Below are 17,536 nucleotides of genomic sequence, written 5' to 3'. Positions count from 1 at the left end.
ATCCCGCGTGCCACGGCCAACTCAATCGTTAAAGATTAGTGATAGCACGCGAGATGCTTCGGCTCCGCTCAGCATGACGGCCTGTAGAAGGGGGGCTATTTGTTCTGTTCTGATACAAGAGTCTGATAAACGGCCGTTTTGAATTTGCCGGCCAGGTCGCCGCCCGTGCTGTTGGGGTATTTCTGGGTGTAAATCAACGCCACAATTTTCTGTCTGGGGTCGACCCAGTACGTGGTGCCGAAAATACCACCCCATTCATAGGAGCCTTCGGAGGGGCCATTTGGCTGCCTGGCCGCATTCTCGGCCGTGGTGAGGCTGAAGCCCAGGCCAAATTTGTGGTCGCCTTGCATCACCTCGCCAATTTGGTTCTGGGTTACCAGGGCCACGGTGGCGGGTTTTAGCAGTTGGCGGCCGTTGTAGCGGCCATTATCGAGTAGCATCTGCAGGAAGTGGGCATAATCGTCGATGGTGGAAGACAGGCCCGCGCCACCCGAAAAGTACGTGCCGCCCGACGCCTTCGGGTAGTTCGGAAACATGCTGCCCTGGGGCATCATGGGTACGGTTTTTTTGGCGTCGTCCTCGGTGTAAAGCTGCGCCAGGCGGCTTTGCTTGTCGGCGGGCAGGTAAAACCAGGTGTCCTTCATGCCCAGCGGCTCAAACAGCCGGGTGCGCAGGTACTGGTCCAGCGGCTGGCCCGAGAGCACCTCAATCAGCCGGCCCAGCACGTCCACGCTCAGCCCGTAGCTGAACCGCTCGCCCGGCTGGTGCATCAGCGGCAGCGCCCCCAGCGCGTCCATCGACTTCGCCAGCGAGCCCGTGGGCGTGCCAATACCGCTTGGAATGCCCGTTTTGGCGTAAATGGCCCGCGCCTCTTTGCTGCCAATTACCGGGTAGCTGATGCCCGACGTGTGCGTGAACAGCTGCCGGATGGTGACTTCCCCTTTGGCCGGCACCGTGGTGTAGGTCGAATCTTTTGCGTTGAAAGTAGCCAGCACCCTGGGGTTGCGGAAGGCCGGCAGGTACTTCGAAATGGGGTCATCGAGCTGGAATTTCCCTTCATCGTATATAAGCATCAGCCCGATGCTGGTAATGGCCTTGGTTTGGGAGGCAATGCGCACGATGGCGTCGGTGCGCAAGGGCGTTTGCTGGATGAAGTCGTCGTAGCCCACGGCTTTGCGATATACCACTTTGCCGTCGCGCATCACCAATGCAATGGCGCCGGGCACCCGCTTGTCGCGGCGGTAAATCACCTTGCCGCTGCCGTCATTGAGCACCTTGGCCATGGGGCCGGTGCCGGGCTGGTCGGCCGTGTATTCCTGGAGCAACTGGTCGATGCGCCGGGTATCAAACGGCGTTGCCGCCACTGATTCGGTATTCGGCCGTCTGGTCTTGGCGGCAGGCGCGGCTACCTGGGCGAAAGAACTATGGCCACTCAGCAGCAGCAGAAAAGCAACAGCATTCTTTTTCATATCAGTCTCAACCAAAAACCCGCGAAACAACTAATCCGTGAAATTCAAAAAATCCGACTACATCCGTGACACGGTGCGCTGCTCAATGCGCTTCTCGTAGTGCTGGCCCTGGTAGATGCGCTGCACGAAGATGCCCGGCGTGTGAATCTGATTGGGGTCGAGCTCGCCGGCGGGCACGAGCTCTTCCACTTCGGCCACCGTGATTTTGCCAGCCGTGGCCATCATGGGATTGAAGTTGCGGGCGGTGCCTTTGTAAATCAGATTGCCGGCGGTGTCGCCTTTCCAGGCTTTCACGAAGGCGAAATCGGCCACGAGGCCGGTTTCCAGCAGGTACATTTTGCCGTTGAACTCGCGGCTTTCCTTGCCTTCGCCCACTTCGGTGCCGTAGCCGGCGGGGGTGAAGAAGGCCGGAATGCCTGCGCCACCCGCCCGGCAGCGCTCGGCCAGCGTGCCCTGCGGAATCAGTTCTACTTCGAGCTCGCCGCTGAGCAGCTGACGCTCAAACTCAGCGTTTTCGCCCACGTAGCTCGAAATCATCTTCTTCACCTGCTTGGTTTGGAGCAGCAGGCCAATGCCAAAATCATCGACGCCGGCGTTGTTCGAAATGCAGGTAAGGTCCTTGATGCCCAAGCGGAGTAACTCCTGAATGGAGTTTTCGGGAATGCCGCACAGGCCGAAGCCGCCGAGCATCAGAGTCATGCCATCGGCCATGCCCTGAAGGGCTTCCTGAACATTGGGTACGGTTTTGTTTATCATGGGTGGGATGGGGTGGGGCCGGGCACCGGAGGCGGCGGCAGGTAATTCACGGGTAAAAATTCACCCATTTTTTCGAACCTGCGGTAGGTGGTTCGGAAGATAGCCCGCAAATGAACCTGTTGGCTGGCGATTAAGAGGCATCCAAGCCACCCAGTAGTCGGCCAACGGGGCTCGCACGCAGGCCGTAAAACCTGTGCGCGAGCCCCGTTGGCTGACCCCTGGGTGCTGGAAATCTTAGGGTTTAGCAGGAACCGCCGGGGCAGAAGCAGCCGGCGGGGTGTAATCTACCGGCAAAAACTCGCCAATTCTTTCAAAACCCCAGTACTCGCCATTGACCACTTCCAAGGGGTTCATGAGCGAGCCGTTGGCTTGAATCTCGGCTTCGCCGTCTTCCAGGCGCAGGCGCGACACTTGCCGCTTGGCGGGGTAGGGCTTGCGGGTGGCGCCCAGCGGGAGCATGCGGCGGGGGTAGCGCGCATCGGGCGCCTCGCCAAAATAGGCCACCTGCAGCTCGCCGGTGAAGCGCAGAAAGGTGCGCTCCCCGTTGAGGGACACCCGTCGCAGGCTGTCAATGGGCCGGGGCGCGGGGTAGAGCGTGGCCAGCGTCGGCGTCACGCTCTGCCACCGGGCCAGAGAATCTTTTTCGGCGCGGGTAAAGTTGCCGTTGGGGCGGCGCTGCTGCAGGGCGCGGCGCTTGTTTTCCACGCGCCGGAAGTGGGGGTTGGGCGCCATGCGAATCTGCTGGGCCAGGAAGCCGTCGGCCTCCAGGCGGTCGTTGTACAAGCTGCGCAGGAAGTGCATAAAGGAGCCCCGGTAGGCCGTGGCGCGGTTGGCGGCCCACTGCTGCTGCTGGCGCTCGTCGCGCGGGGTCATTTCCTCAAACACCGGCTCGCCGTAGTACGACATCGTGCCGTCCGCTTTGTCGTAGCCGAACTCCAGGCCGTAGTACTTCAGGCGGTAGCCCAGGGCCTCGTTGTCAATTTGTAGAAACTCCTTGGCGCGCGCCGTCAATTCCCCGGTGTCCTCGTCGAGGAAAATACGCACCTGGTCGGGGTTGCTGATGTAGCATTGCTCCGAAAAGCTGGTGCCACCCAAAAATAGGTTGGTGAACTGCCGCAACTCGTCCGGCTTGTTGGGCTCGGGTTTCACCACCACCTCGCCCAGTTGGTTGCCCGTCGAGGCCAGCTCCAGCGTCACCTGCTGGGGCGCAGCAGTCACGGTCACGGACTTCTTGGCCAGGCGGTAGCCCACGTAGGAGCCCACCACGTCGTAGGTGCCGGCCGCACCTTGGGAAACACAAAGGTGCCCTGCTCAGTGGTGGTCACGCCCAGGGTGGTGTTGGCCAGGAAAACGCTGGCAAAAGCCAGCGGCTCGTGCGTGGCCGAATCCTGCACCACGCCGCTGAGCTTGCCCTGCGCCTGCGCGGCACCCATGGTCAGCATCCAGCCGCAGCCTACCAGCAATAAGCGTAAGTATTTCATATCAAACTAAATAGTGAAAAACAAGGCACGCGGCTAAGCCAATGCCTGCCGCGTAGCCTGTGCATCTAACGATAATTGTGCCGTTAGCGCGCCCAGGCCGTCGTATTTTTCTTCGCCCCGCAGCCACGCCACAAATTCGAGCGTGAGCAGCTGGTCGTACAAATCCCCGCTGAAGTCCAGCAGATTCACCTCAACGGTCTGGGCCAGGTCGTGGCCAATGGTGGGCCGCACGCCGATGCTCAGCATGCCCCGGTGCCGGGTGCCCGCCGCCGTAGTGGCCCACACTGCGTAAATGCCCTGGGCCGGCACCAGCTTCAGGGGCTCGGTGGTGGCCAGGTTGGCGGTGGGGTAGCCGATGGTGCGCCCCAGCTTCTGGCCGTGCACCACCAGGCCCGTGAGCGGGTAGTGGTAGCCGAGGTAGCGGTTGGCGGTGGCAATGTCGCCCTGGCGCAGCGCCTGCCGGATGCGGGTGCTGCTCACGCCCACGGCGTCCACGTCTTCGCGCTTGATTTCTTCCACGCGCAGGCCGTAGCGCGCGGCGTGTTGGCTGAGGTAGTCGAAGCCGCCCTCGCGGTTTTTGCCAAAGCGGTGGTCGTAGCCGATAACCAATTGCTTGGCGCCCACGGTTTTCAGCAGCAGGTTCTGGATGTATTCCTCCGAGGTCCACTGCGCAAATTCCCGGGTGAAGGGCACTATCAGCAGATAATCGACCCCGAAGCCGGCGAGCTTCTCAATCCGTTCGTCCAGGGTGTTGAGCAGCTGCAGCTCCAGCAGCTCCGGGTGCGAGGGGGGCGGCCCCAGCACCAGCCGCGGGTGCGGCCAGTAGGTGATGACCACCGACGGCCCGCCGCTGGCCTGGGCCACCTCGCGTAGTCGGCCCAAAATGCGCTGGTGCCCCACGTGCACGCCATCAAACGTGCCGCTGGTGACCACGGCGTTGCCAAGAAACGGGAACTGGGCCGGGTCGCGGATGACGTGCATGGGGCGCCGGGAATTGCGGATGAGGTAAGTGGAAACGCCGCGAAGGTAGCAGTGAACGGCGCGGCGGGGTGGCGGCCGCGCTAGTCGGGGGAGGCCGCGGGCGGGGTAGTGGCCTCTCCTGATTTGGTTTCCTGGTTGTGCTGGGCAGCCAGGGCGTCGGCTTGCAGGGCCGCGTAGTACTGCAGGCCGGTCCGGTTGGGGGCCGTGCGGGGCCGCTGGGTGCGGGGGCGGGCTTCGCCTTCGGGCCGCGGCGGGCGCAGGGCCTCAATGGCTTCCAGCGAAAACGCGTCCGCTACCCGGTACTCGCCGATGCGGCTGCGCACCAGGCGCGTGAGGTGGGCGCCGCAGCTCAGGGCCAGGCCCAGGTCGCGCGCCAGGCTGCGGATGTACGTGCCCTTGGAGCACACCACCCGGAAGTCGATTTCGGGCAGCGCGATGCGGGTCAGCTCAAACGTTTTTATCTCCACGGTCTTGGCCTTGATTTCGGCTTCCTGACCGTTGCGGGCCAGCTCGTAGGCGCGCTTGCCGTCTATTTTCACTGCCGAAAACAATGGCGGCGTTTGCTGAATGGTGCCCACGAAGGGCAGCGTGGCCGCCGCAATTTCGTCGTCGGTGAGGTGGGCGTAGGGGCGGGCCATGTCCACGGCGGTTTCCAGGTCGAAGCTGGGCGTGGTTTCGCCCAGGCGGAAGGTGCCGGTGTATTCTTTTTCTTGGGCCTGAATCAGGTCGATTTCCTTGGTTTTCTTGCCGGTGCACAGAATAAGCAGGCCGGTAGCCAGTGGGTCGAGGGTGCCGGCGTGGCCGATTTTCTTGATGCGCAATGCATTTTTCACCTTGCGCACCACGTCGAACGACGTCCAGGTCAGGGGCTTGTCCAGCAACAGGACTTCGCCGGCTTCAAAGTCGTAATCGGCTAAGGTTTTCTCGCTCATACCAGCTGCAAATTAATTCCTAAGCCCAACATAATCAGTAACAAGCCGCCCACCACAACGCGGTAGATACCAAAGGCGCGGAAGCCGTATTTTGTGACAAACCCCACGAACAGCCGAATGGCCAGCAAGGCCACCACAAAGGCCACTGCATTGCCAAACAGCAGCTGCTTCACTTCCTCCACGGAAAGCCCGGTGCTGCTTTCCTTGTAGAAATCATACAAGTCCTTGGCGGCGGCGGCGGCCATGGTGGGCATGGCCAGGAAAAAGGCAAACTCGGCCGCAGCGCGGCGCGTGAGCTTCTGGGTGAGGCCGCCGATGATAGTGGCGGCCGAGCGGCTCACGCCCGGCACCACGGCCAGGCACTGAAACACGCCAATGACAAACGCCTGGCGCCAGCCCGGGTTCGTCACGGGGCGGCCGCCTTCATTGGGGTCTTCCTGCGGAAACCACCGGTCGATAAACACCAGCACTACCCCGCCAAATAGCAGCATAAACGCCACCACGGGTACCGATTCGAGCAGCGCATCGATGTGCTTTTTCAGCAGCAGGCCTACCACCACCACCGGCAGAAAAGCCACCAGCAGCTTGAGGTAAAAATCGATGCTTTGAAAAAAGCGGCGCCAGTACACCGCAAACACCGACAGAATGGCCCCCAGCTGAATAACCACCAAATACAGCTTGGTAAACGGCGTGGCCGGAATGCCCAGCAGCGCCGAGGCAATAATCATGTGCCCGGTGCTGGAAACTGGCAAAAACTCAGTAATGCCCTCGACAACGGCGAGGAGAAACGCGTCCCAATAAGTCATTCGTAACGGTAAGGGGTTCGTAATTAGCGGTTAGTGGTAGGGGCTTTGCCACGCATCACCAACTGCTAACCACTGGTTAAAGGCGCTTGTAGGCCGGGGCAGCCACCGGTGCCGCCACGGGGGCGGTGGTCGCAACCGGAGCGCTCAGGGGAGCCACCGGCGCGGCCGGAGCCACAACCAAGCTCTTGTCGCGCACCATAATGGCGGCAAACTCCACGCAGAAACCCGCCACCAGCAGCAGCGGCCCCAGCGTGATGCCCACGAAGTCTTCGCCGTAGTTTTCCTTGTCGCCAAACATCATCGTGATGAAGCCGGCGGCCAGCAGGGCCAGGCCAATCCACATCAGGCGGTAGTTGCGAGGGCCAAAAGCGAAGCGCGGTGCAGGAGTCATAAGGGAGTTATCAGTTAAGAGTTATCAATTAAGAGTTAAGAGTTAACGGTTCAGTGAGAGTAGTTATCAGTGAACAATGCCGTTCAACTAGTTTCTGCTCACTTATAACCGCTCACTCTTAACTCTCAACTAAGTTTAGTAAAGGTCGTCGAGCGACATTTTAAGGTACTTATGCACGGCGCGGGCCGAGCTGAAAAAGCCGATGACCACGCCCAGGCCCACCACCCCAAGCAGGAGCAGGGCCAGGCGGAAATCGTCGCGCAGGAGCCGCAGCGGTTCCACTTCGAGGTAAGCGTACTGCAGCAGCGCCACCAGCAGCAGGGCCGCCAGCAAGCCGCTAGCCAGCCCCTGCCAGGTGGCCCGCCGCAAAAACGGCTGTTGAATAAAGAGCCGCGTAGCGCCCACCAGTTGCATGGACCGAATAAGAAAACGCTGCGAGAACAGCGCCAGCTTGATGGTGTTGTTTATCAGAATGACTACCACCAACACCAGCACCGCCGCAAAGCCGAGCAGCACCAGGCTCACCCGCGTCAGGTTGTTGTTGATGCTCGTGAACAGGTCTTGCGGGTACTGCACCTCAAACACGCCGCGCTGGCTGCCAATGCGTTGCTCCAGCTGGCGCAGGTGCAGGGTGTCGGTGTATTCGGGCTTGATTTTGAGCACGTAGGCGTCGCGCAGGGGGTTGTCGCCCAGGAACTGGCGGAAGTCTTCGCCGGTGCTTTGCAGCAGCTGGCGGGCGCCTTCCTCCTTGCTCACGAACCGAATTTGGGGCTTGTCGTTGCGTTCGGCCACGAAAGGCTGCTGGCCCAGGTCCTGCTGCAGGCGCAGCAATTCGGTCTCGGGCAGTTCCCGGTCAAGGTACACCTGTACCTCCAGGTTCTCGCGCACCACCTCCGACAGCTTCTGGGCATGAATCAGGAGCAAGCCAAACAGCCCAATCACTACCAGCGACAGCGTGATGCTGAACACCACCAGCAACGTGGGGTAAGAGCCGAGCTTTTTCTTGCGGGAACCAGGGGTGGTGGGGGTAGCCATATCGGGCAAAGGTACAGAACGGTGAAATAGTGAGGTGGTGAGGTGGTGAGTTTGATGTTTCGATTGCGCATATGGCGCAGTTTGAACATCAAACTCACCACCTCACTATCTCACCACTTACAGATTCGTCCGCGGGTCCTCGTCCACGGTCAGCACTTCCCGGCCTTCGCGGGCCTTTTGGGTGTTGCGCTCCTTTCTCTTGGGGTTTTTGCGGGTAAATAGCTCGCCGAAGGAATCAAACTGCTCGGTGTGCAGCAGCGAGAGGCCCGCGCGCGGCTGGTTCACGGTTTCCAGGTCGCGCGGCGTGGTTTCGTAGCGCAGCTTGGTGCGGAACTTGCCATCGGGGCGCAGGTAGTATTCCAGGCTCAGGTCGCCGAGCAGGGAGGCTTGGCCGGCCGTGTTGCCGGTGCCGGGTGTCGCGGAGCCGGAATTGACGATGTTGGGGTTGCTCGTAAAACCGCCCTCGCGGGTCACGCGCAAGCGGCCGTTCAGGAAGGAGTAGCTCAGCCGCACCTGCAGGGCCTGGAGCTGCTCGGCGGTCAAGCCATTAATGTTGAAGTCAATTTCCAGGTTCTGGTCAATCTGCGACGTGAGCAGGCCCAGCTGCGTGCTCAGAATCTGGCCCAGGCTGTTCTGCACCGTGTTGTTCTGGCCCTGAATGGAAATGGTGTTGCCGAAAGACCCCAGTGGCGAGAGCTGCTTGAACACCAGCAGGCTGAACACCTGGCGGTTCAGCTCCTGCTCGTCGTTGCGAATCGAGGAAATGAAGTTGGCGAGCAGAGCCTGCAGGGTGCCCGGTGCGTCGTTGAACTCCAGCCCCAGCCGAATGGCCGGCAGCAGCAGGGGACCGGTCAGGTTCATCACCGCCGTCACGGGCACCACCGCCGCGCTACTCGCCAGGCCCGCGCCCAGCACCGGCGCAGCGACGTGCGCTGGGTGTAGGTAGCCGTCACGTTCATCTCGCCGGCCAACGGGTCGCCGTTCCAGGAAATAACGCCGCCTGGCCGGACCACAAACTCCTTGTTAATCAGTCCCTGCAGCGTGAAATTGTAAGCCCCGCGCACAATCTCCACCTGCCCGAACATGTTGAACTCGCCCCGCGTGTCGATGGCCATGCGCAGCTGCCCGGCGCCGGCCCCCCGAATAACGTCGCCGGTGCTCTCGTCGAGCAATATTTCCAGGTAGGCGTCCGGCGTGATGGTCAGGTTCATGTTGAGCCGCAGGCCCGACAGGTCGACTTTATCCTGCACGGCCACCGTGTTGGCCTTTTTGGTGATGACCGTGTCCCCCAGCGGGTTGTTGTTCACAAACTTGATGTAGCCCGCTTTCTGGGCCCGTGCCGCGTTGTCGAGCGGCAGGGAAATGCGCGTGCCCGACTCACTGGTGGCCCGCACCGTAATATCCAGGTCGTTGGTGGGGCCCGAAACGCGGGCCGTGCCCGTGGCGTAGGCCGTGCCGAAGTACAGCTCGTTGTTCTTACGTGTGGTGTTGAGCACCTGCATCTTCCGGAAGCTGGCCGCAATGTCCAGGCTCATGTCCTTGAAGCCGCGGTGCCGCACGATGCCGTCCACGGTGCCGGTGTTGCCCAGCACGTCGCGCAGCTGAATGTCGCGGAACTCTATCGACGTGTTGGTGAAGCTAATGCGGTCCGAAAATGTGTACGTCGTGCCCAGATACCCGAAGGTGAGTCGGCCGTTGCTCACATCAACGTGCCCCAGCAGGTTGGGCGCGGCAAACTTGCCCGTGAGGCGCAGCTCGCCCTTGCCCGTGCCGCCCAGGTTCTTAAACAGCGAACCCAGAAAAGGCTGGGCCAGCACAATGGGGGCATCGTTGAGCGTGCCCGTGAGGTTGAGCTGGTTGGTGGGGTCGTTCGGGGCGATGTCGCCGAGCACCGTGAGCACCGATTGGCCGGCGCGGGCCACGTCCATGTTCACGCGCAGCTTGCCGGCGGCGTTGTCCCAGTTGCCGCTGCCGGCCACCTGCCCAATGAGCGTACCGTCGTAGGTCAGCGAATCTACGCCCAGCGTGCTGTTGATGGCCAGCGGGCCGTACACGCCGGTCACCGTGCCCTGGGCATTCACGCGGCCGCTGAGGCGCTGGCCGGTGAGGGTGTTGAGCGTGGCCAGCTCAAAGTCCTTCACCAGCAGCTGCAACGGCGGCTTGCTGGCATTGGGCGAAATAAAGCCTTGGGCCCCCACAAACTGCACCCCGTTGCTGAAGGTCAGGTTCTGAATGTCAAACTCGCGGCCGTAGTCGGAAATTCGGATGGAGTTATCGGCGGCAATGGTCCAGTCTTTGTCCAGCAAGTGCAGGCCCGACTGGCGGAACACCACTTCCACGGCCCGCGGCAAAAAGGCCAGCGACCCGTTGATGGTGGCCTTGTTGGTGGTGCCCGTCTGGGCCATGGACGTCGAAAAGTTGATGCGCTTCTGGTCCCATACGCCTTCCACGAAGAACTTTTCGGTGCGGCCCAGCGTGGGCAGCACCTGGCGTTCGCTCGTGACGCTGGCCTGGGCCAGAATGTCGGGCTTGTAGGGCAGCTTCGAAGTCAGAAAGTCAAAATCAGTGTTCACCGTTTGCACCGGGCCGTAGGTCAGGCTGTCGAGGTGCCCTCCCATCTGGAAAATCGAGGTTTCGCCGTTGCGGAACGAGCCATCGAAGCGGCTGCCATTGGCCACGCGCAGCTCCGGCACAAACAGCGCCAGCGCCGGGTTGGGCCGTTTCAGGTTCACCGCAAACTCTATCTGGTACACCGGCAGGGCGCGCTGACGCTTGCGGAGGTAGTAGTTGGCCGTGGCGGCGTCGTTGCTTTCGAAGTTGAGGCGGTACTCGGTGAGCAGCGTCTGCACGTCGCGCACCACGTCCGAGGTGTTGAAGGCGCCGGCCACGCGGGCATCCACGGCTTCGGAACGCACCGTCACCAGGCGCTGGTTGCGGTTGTTGCGGGTGCTCACCACGTCCAGCGTGTCGAGCCGCAGCTTGCGGCCGTCGAGCGTGAAGGTGGAGTTGCGCAGGTAGGCGTGGCCGATGAGCGAATCGAGCTGCACGCCCTTAAACTGCACCTCGGCAGTGGTGGCCACAATAAGCCGCTGCTCCAGCAGGCCCAGCGTGCGCAGGTCGGCCCGCGCTATTCGGGTCTTGATGTTGATGTCTTGGTGCGCCCGGTCCAGGTCCACGCGGCCATTGGCCACCAGCTGCACGGCCGGGTCGTTTACGCTCAGCCGACCTTCAAACACCTGCTTGTAGAACTCGCCGTTAAACGCCACGTTGCGGTAGCGGTAGCCCTTCAGCCACACGCTGGGCACGAGCACCGTGGCCGCCCCCCGGGCATACGGCGGCACGAAGCCCACGCCCGCCACGCGGCCGTTCATGGTGATGTCGCGCACCACGCTTTCGTCCCCCAGAAACTTGCCCAGCTGAAAGGCTTTGGTGCGCACCGTGCCCTCGTACACCGCGTGCAACAGGTCGGTTTTGGTCTTGAGGTTCACGTCCGTCACCACCGAGCCCAGGGCAGTATCGAAGGAGGCATTAGCCACAAAGTCGTTGTAGAAGCCCAGTACCTGGCCCTCCAGCTTCACCCGTCCCAGGCGCTGCACAACCTTATTCGCCGAGGCCGGCAGCCACTTTTTCAGGTCGCTGGCCAGCACCACCGAGGGCAGCAGGCGCAGGTCAATAAAGCTTTCTTTGTAGTTGGGCAGGTTGTCGGCGTGGGCGCGCTTGGCCACAATGTGGGTGCCCTTGCCGTAGCGTAGGTCCAGGTTGTTGACTTTGAAGTCGCGCACGTAGCCCGCGGCATCGCCCGAAATCACTACCGACTCGTGTAGCGTGGCCAGCTGCGGAGCAAACTTGGCAATGTCGTCGGTGAAAACCCGGGAGCCGCGCAGGCGCGTAATGGTCTTCATCGAGTCGTTGTAGTCCGTGAAATTGCTGAACACGCGGAACTCAAAGCGCAGGTAGTCTTTGATTTGGCTGCGGCCCACGCGCAAACTCAGGTCCTTGAACTCCCAGAAATGCGGTCCGTACGTCATGTCAGCCGTTATTTCCCGCAGCTGCGTTTGCGAGGGCGTTTCCACTGCGTGCAGATTCTGGATGCGCAGGGCCAGCGTGTCGCCCAACCGGATGTTAGAAATATCGGCGTAGATGCTGTCCACCACCATGTGGGCGTAGTCGATGCTTTGGCCGTAGGTTTTGGCGCGGGGCCGGTCGGCTTTCTCAATGGCAAAATGCCCGTTGCGCAGGGCCACGGCGGCAATCTTGAAATCGAAAGGCGCCGATTTGGTCGTGTCCGAAGGCCCCATCAGCCGCTTCACCGCCGCCGTAAACTGGTTGAACGTGGTGGTGTCGGGCTGGCCGGGCAGGTTTTTCAGCACAAACCGCGGCTCGTTCAGCGTGAGCTTGGCAATGTGCAGGTGCCGCGGGTCAAACACCGAAAACAGCGAAATATCCGCGTCGGCCCGGCCAATGCTGAACAGCTCGCCGCCGCGGCGGTCCAGCACGCGCACGCCTTCCAGCAGCACGCTGGAAAAGGGCCGGATGTCCACCCGCCCAATCGTGACGGGCTGGCCCAGCTTGCGCGTCAGCACTTCGGCCGCCTGCCGGGCCAGCTTGGTTTGCACGCTGGGCACCCGCAGGGCCAGCAGCGCTCCCACTACCGCCAACACCACCACCAGCCCGAGGCCCAGCAACAATTTTAGCAGAATGGAGAAGAAACGACGCACCGGGGCAGGGGAGAATTAGGCGGAAAACGCAAGGTAATCCGCAAAGTTGCGGTTTTTTAGCCGTTTGCGGCAAGCGCATTGCCCCATGCCCAATTATCAAGCCAAGGCAACGGCCGCCGGGTGGCGCGGGTTCAACCCCTTCGACCAGCTCCGGGGCTCCGGGTTTACCTTTGCATCACCGAAAAGCGGCCCGCCGAAGTCCTTTTTGGCTTTCCCTAATAAAGCACCACGCCCAATGCCCGCTCACCCCATCATTCTGGCCATCGAATCTTCCTGCGACGACACCGGTGCGGCCGTGCTGGCCGGGGGCCAGCTGCTGAGCAACGTGGTGGCCACCCAAAAAGTACACGAGCAATACGGCGGCGTGGTGCCCGAGCTGGCCTCCCGCGCCCACCAGCAGCACCTGCTGCCCGTGGTTACGGCCGCGCTGCGGGAAGCTGGCATCACCACCGCCGACCTCGACGCCGTGGCCGTGACCCAGGGCCCCGGCCTGCTCGGCTCCTTATTAGTAGGAGGGATGTTTGCCAAGACCCTAGCCCTGGCGCTCGGCAAGCCGCTGCTGGCCGTGAACCACATGCGCGCCCACATCCTGGCGCACTTTCTGCGCGACCCCAAGCCCAACTTTCCTTTTCTGTGCCTCACGGTGAGCGGTGGCCACACCCAGCTGGTGGTGGTGAAGTCGGCGCTGGAAATGGAAATTCTGGGCCAAACTATTGACGACGCCGCCGGCGAGGCGTTCGACAAAACCGCCAAGCTGCTGGGCCTGCCGTACCCCGGCGGCCCGCACCTCGACAAGCTGGCCCGCGCCGGCAACCCCACGCGGTTTGCCTTCCCCGTGGGCGCCATGCCGGGTTACGACTTCTCCTTCAGCGGGCTCAAAACAGCGGTGCTGTATTTCCTGAAAAAAGAAACCGCCGCCAACCCCAATTTCGTGGCCGAAAACCTGGCCGACCTCTGCGCCAGCATTCAGCACACCATTGTGGCCACGCTGCTGCGCCAGCTCCGCCGCGCCGCCGCCGACACGGGCCTGACGCAAGTGGCCCTGGCCGGCGGCGTGGCCGCCAACTCCGGCCTGCGCACCGCCCTGCAAGCCGAAGCTGTGGCCCAGGGCTGGGAAGTGTTCATCCCAGACTTCGCCTTTTGCACCGATAACGCCGCGATGGTGGCCATGACCGCGCATTTTCAGTACGAAGCCGGCGATTTTGCCACCCAGCTCACCAGCCCCGACCCGCGCCTCAAGCTGCAGTAGCCGCAATCATTAAACCCCAGGCTGTTAGCCTCAAGCCTTTGCTGGTTATAGAATTATCGAACAAAAGCTTGAGGCTTGAAGCTGACAGCTTGATGCTCAAAAAAATGACCAACCCCTTCCTGCCCGGCGCCACCAAAACGCACCACTACGCTGTGCAGCCCGAGGACTTTGCCGGATTTGGGCCCGGCGCCGGCGGGCTTGTCCATTCCGTACTCAGCACCTTTGCCTTGGGCCGCGAAATGGAATGGGCCGCCCGGCTCTTTGTGTTGGAAATGAAAGCGGCCGACGAAGAGGGCATCGGCACGGAGCTGACCATTCGGCACCACGCGCCCGCCTTTGCCGGCGAAACCCTCGTCCTGACGGCTACCTTTGACGCCCTCGATGGCGCAAATTTGCGCTGTGCCGTAGAAGCCCGGGTGGGACCGCGCCTTGTGGCCACCGGCCACACCGGCCAGCGCATCGTGTCGCGGGCCCGCCTGGCGGCCCGTTTCGCCGCGCTGCAAGCCGAAGCCGCCCCACCTCACCCCCCCGCGCCGCTGGCCTGATAACGGACAACGAGCAACTGACAACAAATCAAGCATGGCCAAAGACGATAAACCTATCATCATCAACATCAAAAACCGCCGCGCCAGCCACGAATACACCTTTCTGGCCAAGTACGACGCGGGCGTGATGTTGCAAGGCACCGAAATCAAAAGCATCCGCGAAGGCAACGTGAACCTGACCGACGGCTACTGCCTGTTCCACACCGACGGCAGCCTCTGGATTCACTCCATCCGCATCGCTCCCTATTCCTTGGGTACTTACAATAACCACGACGCCATGCGCGAGCGCAAGCTCCTGCTCAACAAGCGCGAGCTCAAGCAGCTGGCCGGCAAAAGCGTGGACCAGGGCCTCACCATCATCCCGCTGCGCTTGTTCGTGACGGACCGCGGCTTCGCCAAAATCGAAATTGCCCTCGCCCAGGGCAAAAAGCTGTTCGACAAACGCAACGACCTCAAAGAGAAAGCCCAGAAGCGCGACATGGAACGGATGTAAAATGGCAAATAAAGAACGTCATGCAGCGCGCAGCGCAGCATGACGTTCTTTGCACACACTCATTCACTCATTTACCTATTCACCCATTGAATCCCGGTATCTGCGCCCTGAGCGCTGTCCCCGTCCGCGCCGAGCCCAACGACCGGGCTGAACTCGTTACCCAACTCCTGTTTGGCGAGTGCTACCAGATTCTGGTGACCCAGGAGAGCTGGCTCCAGGTGCAGCTGGCCGCCGACGACTACGTGGGGTGGATTGATGCAAAGCAGCACACGCCCGTCTCGACTGAATACTACGCCGCTTGGTGCGCCCAGGACCACCCCCGCGCCCTCGACGTGGTGCAGGCCGTGAGCGACGCCACCACCAAAATTCCCCTCACGCTGGGCTGCCGCCTGCCGTTTTTCGACGGCATGAACGTGCGCGTGGGCGAGCGCAGCTACTTTTTCAACGGCACGGCCACCAACCCCGCCGCCGCACCCGACTTCACCCGCCAGGCGGCGCTGTTGCGCAAAACGGCCCTCATGTACCTGAAAGCGCCTTACGTGTGGGGCGGCAAAAGCATCTTTGGCCTCGACTGCTCCGGCCTCTGCCAGCAGCTCTACGGGCTGGTGGGCATCCAGCTCCCGCGCGACGCCCGCCAGCAGATTGACCACGGCCGCCCCGTGCATTTCGTGGCCCAGGCCCAGCCCGGCGACCTCGCCTTCTTCGACAACGCCGAAGGCCGCATCGTGCACGTGGGCATGGTAATGGGCGAAGGCCAAATCCTGCACGCCCACGGCGAAGTGCGCCTCGACCCGCTCGACCATAATGGCATCTACAACCGCGACCGGCAGCGGTACTCACACAAGCTACGCCTGCTCAAGCGGTTGCTGCCGGAGTAGACTTGTAGCATAAGCTTTAGCTTGTGCGTTGTTGCGCGGTTCCGGCACAAGCTAAAGCATGTGCTACAAACGGGCGTGCATCATTCAACCCAACCGCTGAACTTAACCCCACAGCGCTTGTTTATACGCTCGGAAACTGCTAGATTTCGGCGGGTTATCCGAGTCCCAAGCGTGTATGGACCAAAAAGTATTAGTGCTGAATGGCGACTATACCGCCATCACCCTGTGTAGCGTGCAAAAGGCGTTTGTACTCCTTTTTCTCGATAAAGCGGAAATGGTAGCCAAATCGGAGCACGGCGTGTTGCGCACCATTTCCCACGCCTACCCCAAGCCAAGCATCATCCGGCTGCAGCGTTACGTGCGCGTGCCCTACAAGGGCATTGCCCTGAGCCGCCACAATATTTTCAAGCGCGACCATTTCGAGTGCCAGTACTGCGGTTCAACCAAAAACCTGACCCTCGACCACGTCGTGCCGCGCTCCCGCGGCGGCGAGTCGAGCTGGACTAACCTGCTCACTGCCTGCGCCCGCTGCAACCACGCCAAGGGCCACCACACGCCCAACGAGGCCGGCCTCACCATCCGGCAGCCGCCGAAGAAACCCACGCTGGCCGGATTCCTAAAGCTCTCGGCCGGCACCATCGACCAGAACTGGCACGCGTATTTAAACTAAGTTGGACCATGAGGGGTTGGAGCGGGGTAACTTTGCAGCCCACTTTCAAAAATCCCGCCCATGGCCTTACCCAAATTCGCAGCTACTCGCTCCTTTCATACCGAGCTTAAAACTCGCATCAACCAATATTTTGAGGAGTCGGGCCGACGCATGACGGGTGATACCAGTCTGATTGTCAAAGCTGTGCTGCTGGTGAGTGCCCTGATTGGCCTGTACGTGCATCTGGTGTTCTTCACCCCGCCCACCGCCTGGGCCCTGCTCGAATGCGTCCTTGCCGGCTGCGTTATCGCCGCCATCGGCTTCAACGTGATGCACGACGGTGCCCACGGCAGCTTCTCGCGCTATTCCTGGGTGAACAAGCTGGCTGCCTACACCTTGGGCGTGCTCGGCGGCAGCCCCTACATGTGGAACTCCAAGCACAACCTTATCCACCACACCTACACCAACATCGCAGGCCACGACGACGACATCGACATCCGCCCTTGGATGCGCATGACGCCCGAGCAGCCCAAGCACGCCCTGCACCGCTACCAGCACGTCTATTTCTGGGTATTGTATTGCCTGCTCTACCTGTCCTGGGTGTTTGCCATGGACTATCAGAAGTACTTCACCCGTCAAATCGGCGCCATCGGCCTGAAGCCCATGAACACCGGCGAACACGTGAGCTTCTGGGGCTTCAAGGCCCTGAACATGGTGCTGTACATTGCCCTGCCCATCTACATGGTTGGTTTCCTGCCGTGGCTCGCCGGTTTCCTGCTGAGCACGTCCATTGCCGGCTTGGTGCTGAGCATGGTGTTCCAGCTGGCCCACACCGTGGAGGACGCCGCTTTCCCCATTCCTCACGAAATGACTGGCAAGCTGGAAGACGAGTGGGCCATCCACCAGGTGCGCACCACCGCCAACTTTGCTACCGACAACAAGGTAATCAGCTGGTTGGTAGGTGGGCTCAATTTTCAGATTGAGCACCACCTGTTCCCCAAAATCTCGCACGTACACTACCCCGCCATCAGCAAGATTGTGCAGCAGGTGTGCGATGAGTTCGATGTGAAGTATAACAACTACGCCCGCACCCGCTCGGCCATTGCCTCCCACGTCGGCTTTCTGCGCCAGATGGGCCGTGCCGCTTAAAGAG

Annotated in this window: 17 protein-coding genes; 6 read left to right on the top strand and 11 right to left on the bottom strand. The window is 61.5% G+C overall.

From position 1 onward, the window contains the following. Positions 1-95: 95 nt before the first annotated feature. The 11 genes from BEN47_RS02860 to BEN47_RS02810 form a co-directional block, all read right to left on the bottom strand. On the bottom strand, positions 96-1,469 hold the full coding sequence (locus tag BEN47_RS02860) for a serine hydrolase domain-containing protein (protein WP_070724860.1): 1,374 nt from the start codon (positions 1,467-1,469) through the stop codon (positions 96-98). Between the two features lie 57 nt (positions 1,470-1,526). Further along, complete coding sequence (locus BEN47_RS02855; protein ID WP_070724858.1) at positions 1,527-2,225, bottom strand: CoA transferase subunit A; 699 nt, start codon at positions 2,223-2,225, stop codon at positions 1,527-1,529. 234 nt (positions 2,226-2,459) lie between these two features. After that, on the bottom strand, positions 2,460-3,491 hold the full coding sequence (locus BEN47_RS02850; protein ID WP_070724855.1) for a peptidase associated/transthyretin-like domain-containing protein: 1,032 nt from the start codon (positions 3,489-3,491) through the stop codon (positions 2,460-2,462). Then, positions 3,446-3,706, bottom strand: coding sequence for a carboxypeptidase-like regulatory domain-containing protein (locus tag BEN47_RS02845; RefSeq protein WP_070724854.1), 261 nt, complete (start codon positions 3,704-3,706; stop codon positions 3,446-3,448). Before BEN47_RS02845 ends, BEN47_RS02850 begins: the two co-directional genes overlap by 46 nt. Positions 3,707-3,739: 33 nt before the next feature. Further along, entirely contained in the window at positions 3,740-4,687 is a 948-nt protein-coding gene (locus BEN47_RS02840) for a bifunctional riboflavin kinase/FAD synthetase (RefSeq protein WP_070724851.1), read from the bottom strand. An 80-nt stretch (positions 4,688-4,767) separates the two neighbouring features. After that, a complete protein-coding gene (truB, locus tag BEN47_RS02835) occupies positions 4,768-5,619 on the bottom strand; it encodes a tRNA pseudouridine(55) synthase TruB (protein ID WP_083322053.1) in 852 nt (283 codons plus the stop codon). Continuing rightward, the gene (locus tag BEN47_RS02830; RefSeq protein ID WP_070724849.1) at positions 5,616-6,425 is read right to left on the bottom strand and encodes an undecaprenyl-diphosphate phosphatase; all 810 of its coding nucleotides are present in this window, start codon (positions 6,423-6,425) and stop codon (positions 5,616-5,618) included. Before BEN47_RS02830 ends, truB begins: the two co-directional genes overlap by 4 nt. A 76-nt stretch (positions 6,426-6,501) precedes the next feature. Then, the gene (locus tag BEN47_RS02825) at positions 6,502-6,816 is read right to left on the bottom strand and encodes a DUF3098 domain-containing protein (protein ID WP_070724847.1); all 315 of its coding nucleotides are present in this window, start codon (positions 6,814-6,816) and stop codon (positions 6,502-6,504) included. Positions 6,817-6,951: 135 nt separating this feature from the next. Then, positions 6,952-7,851, bottom strand: a complete 900-nt coding sequence (locus BEN47_RS02820; protein ID WP_070724845.1) for a cell division protein FtsX — start codon at positions 7,849-7,851, stop codon at positions 6,952-6,954. 117 nt (positions 7,852-7,968) lie between these two features. After that, the gene (locus BEN47_RS02815; protein WP_070724843.1) at positions 7,969-8,766 is read right to left on the bottom strand and encodes a translocation/assembly module TamB domain-containing protein; all 798 of its coding nucleotides are present in this window, start codon (positions 8,764-8,766) and stop codon (positions 7,969-7,971) included. Further along, complete coding sequence (locus tag BEN47_RS02810) at positions 8,721-12,569, bottom strand: translocation/assembly module TamB domain-containing protein (protein WP_125921463.1); 3,849 nt, start codon at positions 12,567-12,569, stop codon at positions 8,721-8,723. The genes BEN47_RS02815 and BEN47_RS02810 overlap by 46 nt, the downstream gene beginning before the upstream one ends. Before the next feature lie 235 nt (positions 12,570-12,804). Here BEN47_RS02810 and tsaD point away from each other — a divergent pair, with 235 nt between their 5' ends. The 6 genes from tsaD to BEN47_RS02780 all read left to right on the top strand — a co-directional run bounded on the left by tsaD (position 12,805) and on the right by BEN47_RS02780 (position 17,532). Next, a complete protein-coding gene (gene tsaD, locus BEN47_RS02805) occupies positions 12,805-13,818 on the top strand; it encodes a tRNA (adenosine(37)-N6)-threonylcarbamoyltransferase complex transferase subunit TsaD (protein WP_070724839.1) in 1,014 nt (337 codons plus the stop codon). Between the two features lie 104 nt (positions 13,819-13,922). Then, entirely contained in the window at positions 13,923-14,363 is a 441-nt protein-coding gene (locus tag BEN47_RS02800) for a thioesterase family protein (RefSeq protein ID WP_070724930.1), read from the top strand. A 34-nt stretch (positions 14,364-14,397) separates the two neighbouring features. Next, positions 14,398-14,856: an SsrA-binding protein SmpB gene (smpB, locus tag BEN47_RS02795; RefSeq protein WP_070724836.1), complete on the top strand. Its 459-nt coding sequence runs from the start codon at positions 14,398-14,400 to the stop codon at positions 14,854-14,856. 86 nt (positions 14,857-14,942) lie between these two features. Then, entirely contained in the window at positions 14,943-15,734 is a 792-nt protein-coding gene (locus tag BEN47_RS02790) for a C40 family peptidase (RefSeq protein WP_070724834.1), read from the top strand. 175 nt (positions 15,735-15,909) lie between these two features. Continuing rightward, on the top strand, positions 15,910-16,404 hold the full coding sequence (locus BEN47_RS02785) for an HNH endonuclease (RefSeq protein ID WP_070724832.1): 495 nt from the start codon (positions 15,910-15,912) through the stop codon (positions 16,402-16,404). A gap of 60 nt (positions 16,405-16,464) precedes the next feature. Continuing rightward, positions 16,465-17,532, top strand: a complete 1,068-nt coding sequence (locus BEN47_RS02780; RefSeq protein WP_070724830.1) for a fatty acid desaturase family protein — start codon at positions 16,465-16,467, stop codon at positions 17,530-17,532. Positions 17,533-17,536: the final 4 nt, after the last annotated feature.

Origin of the sequence: Hymenobacter lapidarius (assembly GCF_001816145.1) — a bacterium.
Lineage (GTDB): Bacteria > Bacteroidota > Bacteroidia > Cytophagales > Hymenobacteraceae > Hymenobacter > Hymenobacter lapidarius.
Note: the sequence above shows the minus strand (reverse complement) of the source record. Positions and strands in the feature narration are given on the sequence as shown.

Excerpts from the sequence above, each read along its gene's own strand:
- BEN47_RS02860 (WP_070724860.1), bottom strand. The coding sequence starts at position 1,469 with ATGAAAAAGAATGCTGTTGCTTTTCTGCTGCTGCTGAGTGGCCATAGT.
- BEN47_RS02855 (WP_070724858.1), bottom strand. The coding sequence starts at position 2,225 with ATGATAAACAAAACCGTACCCAATGTTCAGGAAGCCCTTCAGGGCATG.
- BEN47_RS02845 (WP_070724854.1), bottom strand. The coding sequence starts at position 3,706 with ATGAAATACTTACGCTTATTGCTGGTAGGCTGCGGCTGGATGCTGACC.
- BEN47_RS02840 (WP_070724851.1), bottom strand. The coding sequence starts at position 4,687 with ATGCACGTCATCCGCGACCCGGCCCAGTTCCCGTTTCTTGGCAACGCC.
- truB (WP_083322053.1), bottom strand. The coding sequence starts at position 5,619 with ATGAGCGAGAAAACCTTAGCCGATTACGACTTTGAAGCCGGCGAAGTC.
- BEN47_RS02830 (WP_070724849.1), bottom strand. The coding sequence starts at position 6,425 with ATGACTTATTGGGACGCGTTTCTCCTCGCCGTTGTCGAGGGCATTACT.
- BEN47_RS02825 (WP_070724847.1), bottom strand. The coding sequence starts at position 6,816 with ATGACTCCTGCACCGCGCTTCGCTTTTGGCCCTCGCAACTACCGCCTG.
- BEN47_RS02820 (WP_070724845.1), bottom strand. The coding sequence starts at position 7,851 with ATGGCTACCCCCACCACCCCTGGTTCCCGCAAGAAAAAGCTCGGCTCT.
- tsaD (WP_070724839.1), top strand. The coding sequence starts at position 12,805 with ATGCCCGCTCACCCCATCATTCTGGCCATCGAATCTTCCTGCGACGAC.
- BEN47_RS02800 (WP_070724930.1), top strand. The coding sequence starts at position 13,923 with ATGACCAACCCCTTCCTGCCCGGCGCCACCAAAACGCACCACTACGCT.
- smpB (WP_070724836.1), top strand. The coding sequence starts at position 14,398 with ATGGCCAAAGACGATAAACCTATCATCATCAACATCAAAAACCGCCGC.
- BEN47_RS02785 (WP_070724832.1), top strand. The coding sequence starts at position 15,910 with ATGGACCAAAAAGTATTAGTGCTGAATGGCGACTATACCGCCATCACC.
- BEN47_RS02780 (WP_070724830.1), top strand. The coding sequence starts at position 16,465 with ATGGCCTTACCCAAATTCGCAGCTACTCGCTCCTTTCATACCGAGCTT.